The 11,919-nt window shown below is 73.4% G+C and carries 12 protein-coding genes; 7 read left to right on the top strand and 5 right to left on the bottom strand.

The genetic code is table 11. The features are described from left to right. The first annotated feature begins 278 nt into the window (after nucleotides 1–278). From ACWD4B_RS19135 to hutH, 3 genes are all read left to right on the top strand, one after another. Entirely contained in the window at nucleotides 279–1,079 is an 801-nt protein-coding gene (locus tag ACWD4B_RS19135; protein ID WP_451421828.1) for an enoyl-CoA hydratase/isomerase family protein, read from the top strand. 156 nt (nucleotides 1,080–1,235) lie between these two features. Next, nucleotides 1,236–2,324, top strand: a complete 1,089-nt coding sequence (locus ACWD4B_RS19130) for a diguanylate cyclase domain-containing protein (protein ID WP_451421831.1) — start codon at nucleotides 1,236–1,238, stop codon at nucleotides 2,322–2,324. Between the two features lie 139 nt (nucleotides 2,325–2,463). Then, a complete protein-coding gene (hutH, locus tag ACWD4B_RS19125) occupies nucleotides 2,464–4,008 on the top strand; it encodes a histidine ammonia-lyase (RefSeq protein ID WP_451421827.1) in 1,545 nt (514 codons plus the stop codon). Nucleotides 4,009–4,122: 114 nt separating this feature from the next. On the opposite strand, the gene ACWD4B_RS19120 is transcribed toward hutH, so the two are convergent. Then, a complete protein-coding gene (locus ACWD4B_RS19120) occupies nucleotides 4,123–4,398 on the bottom strand; it encodes a hypothetical protein (protein WP_451421826.1) in 276 nt (91 codons plus the stop codon). 324 nt (nucleotides 4,399–4,722) lie between these two features. On the opposite strand from ACWD4B_RS19120, the gene ACWD4B_RS19115 reads away from it, so the two are divergent. Beyond that, a complete protein-coding gene (locus ACWD4B_RS19115; protein ID WP_451421825.1) occupies nucleotides 4,723–5,994 on the top strand; it encodes a L,D-transpeptidase in 1,272 nt (423 codons plus the stop codon). A 120-nt stretch (nucleotides 5,995–6,114) separates the two neighbouring features. Here ACWD4B_RS19115 and ACWD4B_RS19110 read toward each other — a convergent pair whose 3' ends face one another. Further along, nucleotides 6,115–7,560: a cytochrome P450 gene (locus ACWD4B_RS19110; RefSeq protein ID WP_451421824.1), complete on the bottom strand. Its 1,446-nt coding sequence runs from the start codon at nucleotides 7,558–7,560 to the stop codon at nucleotides 6,115–6,117. Nucleotides 7,561–7,958: 398 nt separating this feature from the next. Here ACWD4B_RS19110 and ACWD4B_RS19105 point away from each other — a divergent pair, with 398 nt between their 5' ends. Beyond that, complete coding sequence (locus ACWD4B_RS19105) at nucleotides 7,959–9,206, top strand: DUF2786 domain-containing protein (protein ID WP_451421823.1); 1,248 nt, start codon at nucleotides 7,959–7,961, stop codon at nucleotides 9,204–9,206. Between the two features lie 3 nt (nucleotides 9,207–9,209). Here ACWD4B_RS19105 and ACWD4B_RS19100 read toward each other — a convergent pair whose 3' ends face one another. After that, nucleotides 9,210–9,995, bottom strand: coding sequence for an AraC family transcriptional regulator (locus ACWD4B_RS19100; protein WP_451421822.1), 786 nt, complete (start codon nucleotides 9,993–9,995; stop codon nucleotides 9,210–9,212). 55 nt (nucleotides 9,996–10,050) lie between these two features. Between ACWD4B_RS19100 and ACWD4B_RS19095 the strand changes: the two genes are divergently transcribed. Next, complete coding sequence (locus ACWD4B_RS19095) at nucleotides 10,051–10,617, top strand: class I SAM-dependent methyltransferase (RefSeq protein ID WP_451421821.1); 567 nt, start codon at nucleotides 10,051–10,053, stop codon at nucleotides 10,615–10,617. 26 nt (nucleotides 10,618–10,643) lie between these two features. On the opposite strand, the gene ACWD4B_RS19090 is transcribed toward ACWD4B_RS19095, so the two are convergent. Continuing rightward, on the bottom strand, nucleotides 10,644–11,075 hold the full coding sequence (locus tag ACWD4B_RS19090; RefSeq protein WP_451421820.1) for an acyl-CoA thioesterase: 432 nt from the start codon (nucleotides 11,073–11,075) through the stop codon (nucleotides 10,644–10,646). A 7-nt stretch (nucleotides 11,076–11,082) separates the two neighbouring features. Next, on the bottom strand, nucleotides 11,083–11,586 hold the full coding sequence (locus ACWD4B_RS19085; RefSeq protein ID WP_451421819.1) for a hypothetical protein: 504 nt from the start codon (nucleotides 11,584–11,586) through the stop codon (nucleotides 11,083–11,085). 72 nt (nucleotides 11,587–11,658) lie between these two features. Here ACWD4B_RS19085 and ACWD4B_RS19080 point away from each other — a divergent pair, with 72 nt between their 5' ends. Beyond that, nucleotides 11,659–11,880: a hypothetical protein gene (locus tag ACWD4B_RS19080; RefSeq protein WP_451421818.1), complete on the top strand. Its 222-nt coding sequence runs from the start codon at nucleotides 11,659–11,661 to the stop codon at nucleotides 11,878–11,880. The last annotated feature ends 39 nt before the right edge of the window (nucleotides 11,881–11,919 follow it).

Genomic DNA, 11,919 nt, shown 5'->3' with positions numbered 1-11,919 from the left:
GTCAGGGGCGTGGGGAACTGCGCGCTCAGCCACCGACGGCCTGCAGCCGACGCACTACCCAGAGGTCCGGGGCGAAGCCCCGGGAGCCTCGGCTGCGGGCGCGTCGTGGCTGCTCGCGCAGTTCCCCGCGCCCCTGACGGGGCGCTCGGCTGCGGGTGCGTCGTGGCTGGTCGCGCCCACGCGACGGAGCCGCATATATCAACAGCCCCGCGCCCCTAGCGGGGCAAGGGCCCCGGAGGGTATGGCCCCCCGCGCAGCGGCAAGGCATGATCGCCCCCATGAGCGACAGCGAACACCGCTTCGGGGAGTGGGTGGCGGTCCGCCGCCACGGACACGTCGCCGAGCTGGTCCTGGACCGTCCGAAGGCCATGAACGCCGTCTCCACCGAGATGGCCCGCCGTATCGTCGAGGCGACCACCGCCCTGGCCGCCGACCGCGACGTCAGGGCCGTGGTCCTGACGTCCACGCACCCGCGTGCGTTCTGCGTCGGCGCCGACCTCAAGGAGCGCAACTCCTTCACCGACGCCGAGCTCGTCCGTCAGCGCCCCCTCGCCCGCGCCGCCTACACCGGCGTGCTGGAGCTGCCCGTGCCGGTCGTCGCGGCCGTGCACGGGTTCGCGCTCGGCGGCGGGTTCGAGCTCGCGCTGTCCTGCGACGTGATCGTGGTGGACACCACCGCCGTCGTCGGCCTCCCCGAGGTCTCCGTCGGCGTGATCCCCGGCGGCGGGGGCACCCAGCTGCTGCCGCGCCGGGTCGGGGCCGCCCGCGCGGCCGAACTGGTCTTCAGCGCGCGGCGGGTGGAGGCCGCGGAGGCCCGGGAGCTGGGCCTGGTCGACGAGCTCGTCCCGGAGGGCGAGGACCGTACCGAGGCCCTGGCCCTGGCCGCGCGCATGGCGGCCAACTCGCCCGTGGGCCTGCGCGCCGCCAAGCGCGCCCTGCGGCTCGGGCACGGGCTGGACCTGCGGACCGGGCTGGAGGTGGAGGACGCCGCGTGGCGCAGTGTCGCCTTCTCCGGCGACCGGGCCGAGGGCGTGGCCGCGTTCAACGAGAAGCGGAAGCCGGACTGGCCCCGGGAGTAGCCAGGAGAGCCCGGCCGTGATTCCGTAAAGCGGAATGAGCCCGGCGTTCCTACGCTGGAGTACGGGGGCTGCGCGGTGGACGAATGCGAGGCTCGGGTGGCACAAGACGGGGAGTGCGACGTCCGGCTGCGCGCCGTGGTGGAGCTGGCGCAGGCGATGGCCGCCGCACGCACCCCGCTGGAGACCGTCGCCGCCGCCGCGGAGGGCGCCCTGCGGGCGCTGGAGGGCGGCTTCGCGGCGATCTCGGTGTGGGAGCGCGAGGCCGGCCGGCTGCGGGTGCTGGTGAACGCGGGCGAGCGCGCGGCGGGGGAGGAACGCTTCCCCGGTGACGAGTGGTACCCCGTGCACGACTTCCCGGAGATCGCCGAGTTCCTGCACGAGGAGTGGGTGGGCGGCCAGCCCCGCGCCTGGGTCGACACGGCCGCGGACACCGGGCCGACGGCCCACCGCCGCAGGGCGGCCGCGCTGCGCGAGCGCGGCCGCGGCTGCTGCGTGGTGGCCCCGCTCGTGCTGCACGGGCGGGCCTGGGGCGAGCTGTACGTGGCGCGGCCGGCCGGGGCGCCGGTCTTCGACGCGACGGACGTGGACTTCGCGACGGTCCTGGCGGCCGTGACGGCGGCGGGGGTCGCGCAGACCGAGCGGCTGGAGGAGGTGCGCCGGCTCGCCTTCACCGATCCGCTGACCGGCCTGGCCAACCGCCGTGCGGTGGACGTGCGGCTGGAGGAGGCGGTGGAGCGGCACCAGGCGGAGGGCGTGGTCGTCAGCCTGGTGGTGTGCGACCTCAACGGGCTCAAGCACGTCAACGACACACTGGGGCACGCGGTCGGGGACCGGCTGCTGGAACGTTTCGGGTCGCTGCTGTCGCTGTGCGGGGCCCGGCTGCCGGGGGCGCTGGCGGCGCGGCTGGGCGGGGACGAGTTCTGTCTCCTGGCGGTCGGCCCGGAGGCCGACGAGGTGGTGCGGGTCGCGTCCGAACTGTGCCGCCGGGCCGGGGAGTTGGAGCTGGGCGAGGGCGTCGCGTGCGGGGTGGCGTCCACCGGGGACCCGATCGGCGCGGTGCGGTCCGCGCGGCGGCTGTTCCGGCTCGCGGACGCGGCGCAGTACCGGGCCAAGGGGGCGCGGGCCGCCGAGCCGGTCGTTGCGGGGCGCGCGGGCGGGGTCGAGGATCCCGTGGTGCGGATGGCTGATCGGCCACCGGTGCCGGTCGCCGCGGAGCGGCGGATTTTCCGGGGGCGGGACGCCTGAGCGGTCCGGTGCGGGCCGTCTTGGGCTGGTCGCGCAGTTCCCCGCGCCCCTGACGGGCGCGGCCCCGGCATGCGGGCCCCTTCACCTGCGTTGTATCTACTAGTGACAGCTCGCGATTCAGTCTCTAGGGTGCCTGAATATGGATATGCACACTGTGGTGGTGGGTACGGCCGGGACGACCGCGGACGATGTGATCGCCGTGGCGCGTCACGGTGCGCGGGTCGTCGTCTCGGAGGAAGCGCTGGCCGCCGTGGCCGCCTCGCGGCAGGTCATCGACGATCTGGCCGCCAAGCCCGAACCCGTCTACGGCGTCTCCACGGGCTTCGGTGCCCTCGCCGTGCGCCACATCAGCCCCGACCTGCGCGCCCAGCTCCAGCGCAACATCGTGCGCTCGCACGCGGCGGGCATGGGGCCGCGGGTGGAGCGGGAGGTCGTCCGCGCGCTGATGTTCCTGCGCCTGAAGACCCTCGCCTCGGGCCGCACCGGTGTGCGTCCGCTGGTCGTCGGGACCATGGCGGCCATCCTCAACGCGGGCATCACGCCCGTGGTGCACGAGTACGGCTCGCTGGGCTGCTCCGGCGACCTGGCGCCGCTGTCGCACTGCGCGCTCACCCTGATGGGAGAGGGCGAGGCCGAGGGCCCCGACGGCGTCGTGGCGCCGGCCGCGCAGCTGCTCGCCGCGCACCGGATCGAGCCCGTCGAGCTGCGCGAGAAGGAGGGCCTCGCCCTGCTCAACGGCACGGACGGGATGCTCGGCATGCTGGTGATGGCCTGCGCCGACCTGGCCGGGCTGATCACCTCCGCCGACGTGACGGCCGCGCTCTCGCTGGAGGCCCTGCTCGGCACGGAGAAGGTGCTCGCCCCCGAGCTGCACGCGATCCGCCCGCACCCGGGCCAGGCCGCCAGCGCCGCGAACATGCTGCAGGTGCTTGCCGGTTCGGGGCTGACCGGGCACCACCAGGACGACGCGCCGCGCGTGCAGGACGCGTACTCGATCCGCTGCGCGCCCCAGGTCGCCGGCGCGAGCCGGGACACCCTTGCGCACGCCCGGCTGGTCGCCGACCGCGAGCTGGCCGCCGCCGTCGACAACCCCGTCGTACTGCCCGACGGGCGCGTGGAGTCCAACGGCAACTTCCACGGCGCCCCGGTCGCGTACGTCCTGGACTTCCTCGCCATCGCCGCGGCCGACCTCGCCTCCATTGCGGAGCGCCGCACCGACCGGCTGCTCGACAAGAACCGCTCGCACGGCCTGCCCCCGTTCCTCGCCGGGGACGCGGGCGTCGACTCGGGCCTGATGATCGCCCAGTACACGCAGGCCGCCCTGGTCAGCGAGATGAAGCGGCTGGCCGTGCCGGCCTCGGTCGACTCGATCCCGTCCTCCGCGATGCAGGAGGACCACGTCTCCATGGGCTGGTCGGCGGCGCGCAAGCTGCGCACGTCCGTGGCCGCCCTCGCCCGCGTCGTCGCCGTCGAACTCGTCGCCGCCACGCGCGCGATCGAGCTCCGCGACGGCCTGACGCCGGCCCCGGCGACGCAGGCCGTGCTCCGCGCCGTGCGCGCGGCCGGTGTCGAGGGCCCGGGGGAGGACCGCTTCCTCGCCCCCGACCTGGCGGCCGCCGAGGAGTTCGTGCGCGCCGGGAAGCTGATCGAGGCGGTCGAGCCGGTGACGGGGCCGCTGGCCTAGCCCCGTCAGGGGCGCGGGGAACTGCGCGATCAGCCACAGCCGGCCTGCAGCCGACGTACCACCTCGGGGTCATCTGCGGGTGCGTCGTGGCCGATCGCGCAGTTCCCCGCGCCCCTACGAGGCGCGGCCCCTGCGCATGGCGGTGGTGACCAACACCCCGCCGGCGCCCACGAATGCGATGCCGCCGACCAGATACGGCGTGGTGTCCACGCCACCGGTGTCGGCGAGGGCCACAGGCTCGGGGGCGGGGGCCTCGCCCTGCGGAACCGCGGGCGCGGTCTCGGCGGCGGAGGGGCGCTCGGCCGTGGCGTGCGCGCTCGGCATGCACCACACCGCACCCAACACTGCACCTGCGGCGACGGCGGTCAGCAGCGGACGGCGTGCGGTCACGGGATGAATCCCCCTCGGAGCGCAGGAGTTCGGGGGTCGTGGAGCGGCGGCGCGTCCCGACTGACACGATGTTAGTGACAGGGGCGGGTGCTGGGGAAGCCGAGTCCACCGCTCGATACGGGGCCGGGTGCCCGGAGGGGCCTCCACTATCAGGACCCCGGTTGCGGTGTCCGCTCCCCGAGGGGCTTTACTTGCGTGGTCTTCCCCACACTTGGCCGACGAGTGGAACGGACGATTCGGTGCATGCGTTCCTAAGCAATAGCCGGGAGACGTGTTGCACCACGAGCCCCACGCACGGCCCGGGGGACTAGGGGTCCAGGAGCAATGGAGAAGCGTGTGATGACCTACGGCAAGCGTCGCAAGGCCCTGGTGGCCGCGGCCGCTGTGCTCGGCGGTGTACTGACCCTCGCCGCGTGCGGCGGCGACGGCGACGGCAAGAACGGCGGCTCCGGGGACGGGAAGTCGCAGAACCAGGTGGACGCCCAGGCCGCGAAGGACGCCTCCAAGGCCCAGATCAAGATCACGCCGAAGGGCGGCACCACCGACGCCGGCATCACCACCGACGCCGTTCAGGTCACCGTCACCGACGGCGAACTCACCAGCGTCAAGCTGACGGACGACAAGGGCACCGCCGTCGAGGGCACCCTGGCGGCGGACAAGAAGAGCTGGAAGCCGGCCAAGCAGCTCGAGCGGTCGACCAAGTACAAGATCGTCGCCGAGGCGAAGGACGACAAGGACCGCAAGGCCACAGAGAACTCGTCCTTCTCCACGGTCTCGCCCGCCAACAGCTTCATCGGCTCCTTCACCCCGGAGGACGGCTCGACCGTCGGCGTCGGCATGCCGGTGTCCGTCGAGTTCGACAAGCCGATCAAGGACCGCAAGGCCGTCCAGTCGCACCTGGAGGTCAGCTCCAACAGCGGCCAGAAGGTCGTCGGCCACTGGTTCAGCGACCAGCGCCTGGACTTCCGCCCCCAGGAGTACTGGAAGGCCGGCTCCGAGGTCACCATGAAGATGGAACTGGGCGGTGTCGAGGGCGCCCCCGGCATCAAGGGCGTCCAGAACAAGACGGTCAAGTTCACGATCGGCCGCTCGCAGGTCTCCACGGTCGACGCCGACACCCACCAGATGACGGTGGTGCGTGACGGCAAGACCCTCAAGACCATCCCGATCTCCGCGGGCAGCCCCTCGAACCCCACGTACAACGGCCAGATGGTGATCTCCGAGAAGTTCAAGGAGACCCGCATGGACGGCTCGACCGTCGGCTTCACCAAGGGCGACGGCAAGGGCGAGTACGACATCAAGGACGTCCCGCACGCCATGCGGCTGTCCACGTCGGGCACCTTCATCCACGGCAACTACTGGGGCAACGGCGTCTTCGGCGTGGCCAACACCAGCCACGGCTGCGTCGGCCTGCAGGACGCCCAGGGCGCCAACGACCCGTCCACGTCGGGTGCGTGGTTCTACGACAACTCGATCATCGGTGACGTCGTCGTCATCAAGAACTCCGACGACAAGACGATCAAGCCGGACAACGGCCTCAACGGCTGGAACATGGACTGGAAGGAATGGGTCGCGGGCAGCGCGACCGGTTCCTGATCCCGGCCCTGGTCCTGATCGGTTCTGATCGGCCCTGATCGTGGGCGGCCCTCCCTGCGGGATTCCGCGGGGAGGGCCGTTCTGCGTTCCCCGGCGGCGCTCTCCGCGTGGCTGCAGGCCTCACCGCCGCTCCGCGACCATCGGCAGCGCGTCCGGGTGGATCTCCGCCCGGGCCACCGCCCGCACCCGGACGCCCGGGGCCGGGCGGAGGCGCCAGTGGCGGCAGATCACGGCGGCGGCGACCGTCATCTCGGTGAGGGCGAACGTGTCGCCGATGCACTTGTGGGCGCCCGCGCCAAAGGGGAGGAAGGTGCCCCGGGGCAGGCCGCGCGAGCGGGCCGGGAGCCAGCGGTCGGGGTCGAAGCGGTAGGGCTCGGGGTGCCAGCGGGGGTCGTGGTGCAGGGCGTACGGGCTGTAGAGGATCTCCGCGCCGGCCGGGACCGTCACCGCGCCCAGCCGGACCGGCCTCCTGGCGCGGCGGGTGATCAGCCAGGGGGCGTAGCGGCGCAGGGTCTCCAGGATGACGCGCGTGGTGAACTGCAGCCCCGGCAGGTCCTCGTGGCGCGGCGGGCGGCCGCCCAGCACCGTGTCGACCTCGGCGTGGACCCGCGCCTCCAGCTCGGGGTGGCGGCCCAGCTCGTGGAAGAACCAGGCCAGGGAGGCGCCGGTGGTCTCCACTCCCGCCATGGCGATGCTCGTCACGTGGTCCTGGAACTGGCGGTCGGTCAGGACGGGTTCGGTCCCGCCGAGACCGTCCTGACCGTCCCGCCCGGCCTCCGGTGAGAGGAGGACGGACAGCATGCCCGCGCGGCCCGCGCCCTGCGTGCCCGCGGCGCGCTGCGCCGCCACCGCCTCGGCGACGAGCGCCGTCATCGTCCTGCGGGCCTGCTCGAAGCGGCGGTTGCCCGGGGTGGGCAGGTGCGTCCACCACTCGGGCAGGATCATGCGGGCCATCATGCCGTGCGTGAGCACGGGCAGGGCCCGCTGGAAGTCCTCGCCGGAGCGGGCCTCCAGGTGGTCGGGGAGCAGGGCCCGGGTGACGACCGCGAGCGAGTAGTCGTTCATCGCGTGGTCCACCGCGACCGTCCGGCCCGGGGTCCAGCCGGACGCGATGCTCTGGGCGACATGGCGCATGATCGGCACGCAGGCGGCGATGCGCTGCTGGCTGAACGCGGGCTGGATGACGCGCCGTTGGCGCCGGTGCAGCGCGCCCGACGTCGCCGCGAGCCCCTCCCCGAGGAAGACGGACGCCTTGTCGAAGAGCCGCCCGCGCGAGAAGTGCCGCGCGCCGTCGACGAGGACGTGCCGGACCAGCGCCGGGTGCGTGAGTGCGTACGCCGGCAGCCTGCCCAGGCGCACCCGGACGACGTCGCCGTGGGCCGTCAGCGACGTGACGAACTCCAGCGGGCGCCGCATCAGGACGGGTGTGTGGCCGAGGACCGGCCAGGCGCCGGGCGCGCGGGGAGCGGCGCCCCGCGCGGTCGTGGAACTCCCGGCCGGCCCGCCGGGATTGCCGGCCGAGCCGTCGGCCGGGCTGCCCGTCGGACGCTGCAAAGGTGCTGCCACCTGCTTCCCCCTCCCCCTCCGCCACACAGTGAATGCGTAACGTGTTCACTCGACTACTCAGGGCTACCCAAACTCCTGGTCAATACACCGACGTGCTGAGATCGGTGTGCCCGGTGCTGCTGGACCGGGCGTGCGCCGCGTGCCTGCGGCGATGTCCCGGGTCCCTGGTGGAGTGGCATGGTGGTACCGGTGAGTCTCCAGCTCGAACTCGGCAGCGCAGGCGCCGAGTTCGCGGCAGCACACGGTTTTGCGACACCGTCGCGGCCCCCGCCCACTGCGGCCGCGGCCTGGCCGGGCGGCCGGACCCGGGAGCCGGGCGCGCCGTCCGCGAGAATGGAGGCGTACGCACATGCGTACGCGCCGGCAAACGCGGCGCACGCCCGTAGGAAAGAGAGACCGTGGCCCAGCGCAGGAGGCCCGAGCGGCCCGACGAGACCGAACCGACCGCGGCAGTCGAGACGGCTGTGCGCACCCTGCGCGCCTTCACCGGTTCCGCCGACGAGCTCGACGACGCCGTCTACGCCGCCGCCTCCGCCCTGACCGCCGCGCCGGCCGGCGGGGAGGCCCTCAGCCGCGCCGTCGTCCGCGTCGCCTCCGCGTCCGTGCGCGGCTGCTGGGAACGGGGCTGGCAGCCCGCCGACGTCGTCCGGCTCGTGCGCGGCCAACTCCCGCCCGTCGAGGCACGGTTCGCCGTCGACGTCATCGCCGCCGAGGCCCGCCGCTACGCGCCCGAGACGCTCGGCGCACGCTGGACGGCGCAGTTGCACGAGCTGGAGGCCCGCGCCTGGTGGGAGACCGACGACGGCTTCCTCGCGGGCTTCGCCGCACGCGAGCGGCTGAGCCGCTTCGAGACCGTCGCCTGCGCGCTCGGCGCCCTGCGGGTGATCGGCTCCTTGCCGCGGATCGGCGCCGTCGGCCCCCTGCCCGGCACCGGCCACCTGCAGCCCCGCACCGCCGTGGAGCCCCGCATGCTCGGCCGGATCCGCGCCCTGCTGGCGAAGGCGGAGTCGACACAGTTCCCGGAGGAGGCCGAGGCGCTCTCCGCGAAGGCCCAGGAACTCATGGCCCGGCACGCACTGGACGAGGCGGCCCTCGTCGCCGCCGGCTCCGCCGCCTCCCCCGGGTGGGGGGACGGCGACGGGCCCGAGGCCTGCCGGATCGGGGTCGAGGGTCCGTACGAGTCCGCCAAGGCCCTGCTCCTGGACGCCGTGGCCGCGGCCAACCACTGCCAGGCCGTGTGGTCCGGCGAGTACGGCTTCTCCACGGTCGTCGGCTTCGAGGCGGACCTGGAGCTGGTGGAGCTCATGTATACCTCGCTCCTCGTCCAGGCCACCGCCGCGATGCGGCGCGCCGCCGACGAGCACCACGCGCGCGGCCGGTCCCGCCGCACGCGCGACTTCCGCGAGTCCTTCCTGATCTCCTACGCGGCCCGCATCGGCGAACGCCTCGCCGCCGCGGTGCGCGACGTGACCGCACAGGAGCCGCGGTCCGAGGTCCTGCCGGTGCTCGCCGCCCGCGACGTGGCGGTCGGCGAGACGGCGCAGCAGCTCTTCCCCGAGACCACCTCGCACCGGCTGCGCGGACGCGACGCGGACGGCTGGGCACAGGGGGCGGAGGCCGCGGACGCGGCGGTGCTGCGGGACTGACTCTCACTGTCGTCCGAAGTACGTGCCCGGGGGCACCCCCACCCCCCTGCGGAACGCCGCCACGAAGGCGCTCGGCGAGCCGTAGCCCACCCGGCGGGCCACCGACGACACCGTGGCCCCCGCCGCCAGCAGCGGCATCGCCGCCTCCAGGCGCAGCTGGGTGCGCCACTGGCCGAACGGCATGCCCGTGTCCGCGACGAAGGCACGGGCCAGGGTCCGGGCGCTCGCGCCCACCACGGCACCCCACTGCGCCAGCGGCCGCCCGTCCGCCGGGTCCGCGCGCAGCGCGTCCGCCACCTCGCGGGCGCGGGGGTCCGCGGGCATCGGCGCGCGCACGGTCGTCACCGACACGGGATGCAGCTGGTCGAGGACGACGGCCTCCGCGCGGCGCCGCTCCTCCGGGGCGAGGGCGACCGCGCTCTGCGCGAGGTGCCCGATGAGCTCGCGCAACAGCCCCGACACGGGCACCACTTGGGGATCCCGCCAGGTGTTCCACACGGGCGGACAGCGGTCGGGCCACACGTACGGGCTCTGCACCAGGGCCGCGCTCGTCGCCCCCGTGGCATGCCGGACGCCCGCCGGGATCCACAGCGCCACGGAGGGCGGCAGCACCCAGGTCCGGTCGGCCGTCCGCACGGCCAGCACCCCCTGCGCCGCCCACGCCAGCTGGTGCGCGGGGTGTTCGTGCGGCGTGAACCACTCGCCGTCGTCGAGGGCGAAGCTGCCGACGGCGATGGCCGCACCGGGCGGATCCACCACATGTCCGTGCCGGTGTCCGTTCCGCAACATGGCCTGTCCTCCTGCCCCGTAGGCGGCACCGCCGGTCGCTTCCTAGCCTCGCAGCATGCCGATGAACCTGATCCACCGCCGCCGGTGCAGTTCCGCGAAGTGGGCCCGCGCGGTCGAGGACATGCTGCTGCTGTGGGCCCTCGACGGGGTCGAACTCGGCCCGGACACCCTGGAGATCGGGCCCGGGTACGGCGCCACGACACGCATCCTGCTGCCCGAGGTGCAGCGCCTGACCCTGCTGGAGGTCGACGAGGCCTCGGCGGCGCGCCTGCGCGGGGAGTTCGCGGGGAGGGCGGAGGTCGTGCACGGCGACGGTGCGAGGACGCCCTTCGCGGACCATCACTTCGACTCGGTGGTCTGCTTCACGATGCTCCACCACGTCCCGACACCCGCCGCGCAGGACCGGCTCTTCGCGGAGGCGCACCGGGTACTGCGCCCCGGGGGCGTCTTCGCGGGCTGCGACGCGCTGACCAGTCTGCGCTTCCGTCTGATCCACATCGGCGACACGTGCGTGCCGGTGCCGCCCGCGACCCTGGGGGAGCGGCTGCGGGCGGCGGGGTTCGCGAAGGCGGAGGTGACGGTGGGGGAGAGGCGCTTCCGTTTCCGGGCGCACCGGGAGTGAGATCCCCGGAGGCCCCCTGACGTCCCCTACAGCCCGAGCGCACCCGGATCCGAGGCCAACGCCCGGAAGTACACCCGCGGATCGGGCACCAGATGCCGCTCCTTCAGATCCAGCAGCCCGCCGGCGCTGGACACCTCGGCGGCGAGCGTCCCGTCCGCGGCGACGATCTCCTGCTCGAACCGGAACGTCTTCGGTGTTCGCCCGCCGCCGAAGACGTACCGGCAGCTCACCGTCACTTCGTCGCCGGCCCGCAGCTCCTTGAGGTACTTGATGTTCGTCTCCAGGACGATCAGCCCCACCCCCTGCTCCAGCAGATCGCTCTGCCGGATCCCGGCGGCTTCCAGCCCGGACCAGCGGCCGTGCTCCGCGTACTGCATGTACACGGCGCTGTTGAGGTGCCCCTGGGAGTCCGTCTCATAGCCGCGGACGACGACGGATACGGTGAATGCATCGGTCATGCCGTGCTCAACGAGGCACGGGTGGCTCCGTGTTCCCGTTTCCCGGTGGTTCCGTGAGCGTGTGCTTGGCCACGGCGACGAACCCGTGTATGGCCGCCTTGGCGGCCGTCCGCTTGACGTCCCAGTCGGCGCGGTCGGTGGCCTTGAAGATCTCGCCCACGCAGTCCAGCACCTCCTGTGAACGCCGCACCAGTTGCTCGTCGTCGGTGAGCATCTGCAGCCGGAACAGGGCCTCTTCGGCCGCGGTCCGCAGCTCGTACGAGTGTTTCCGCAGCGCGGGCTCGTCGTTGTCGAACACCATTTCGCCGTGCTGCTGCAGCCACCGCTCCATCAGACTCCGCCGGTAGTCGACGAGCTTGCCCGCGAACGACGAGTACGCGTCCAGCCGCTCCTGCCGCAGCTTCTCGTCCCGGGTGAACTGCTCGTTGCGGCGTGCGGCGCGCTGCTGAAACGTGTACGTGACGCCGGAGCCGAGCAATGTCCCGACGACGGCGATGATGCTTGCCCCCATTCCCTGCATGGGGGCAGTGGATCACGGCGAGGGGCGATTGGCGAGATTTCCCGGTGATCAGGCGGCCGGGCCATGGGACGATCTTCGCAGCACCGTCCCGGCATACCGACCCGAACGGACATCATGCGCGCCTTCATCACCGCCCTCGCCGTTCTCACGATCCTGCTGAGCCTGGTGGGTGTGGCGCGGAGCCGGAGGAGGCCGGAGGCGCCGCTTCCCAAGGGGTACTTCTGGGCTCTGGCCGCGGTCAATCTGACCCTGGCCGCTTCGGTGAGCTGGGCGCAGCCGGGGTGAGGGTGGGGCGGGAGCACCCGCACCTTCATGTAATATTTC

This window comes from Streptomyces sp. NPDC002536 (assembly GCF_053594995.1).
This window is presented reverse-complemented; position numbering and strand designations above follow the sequence as displayed.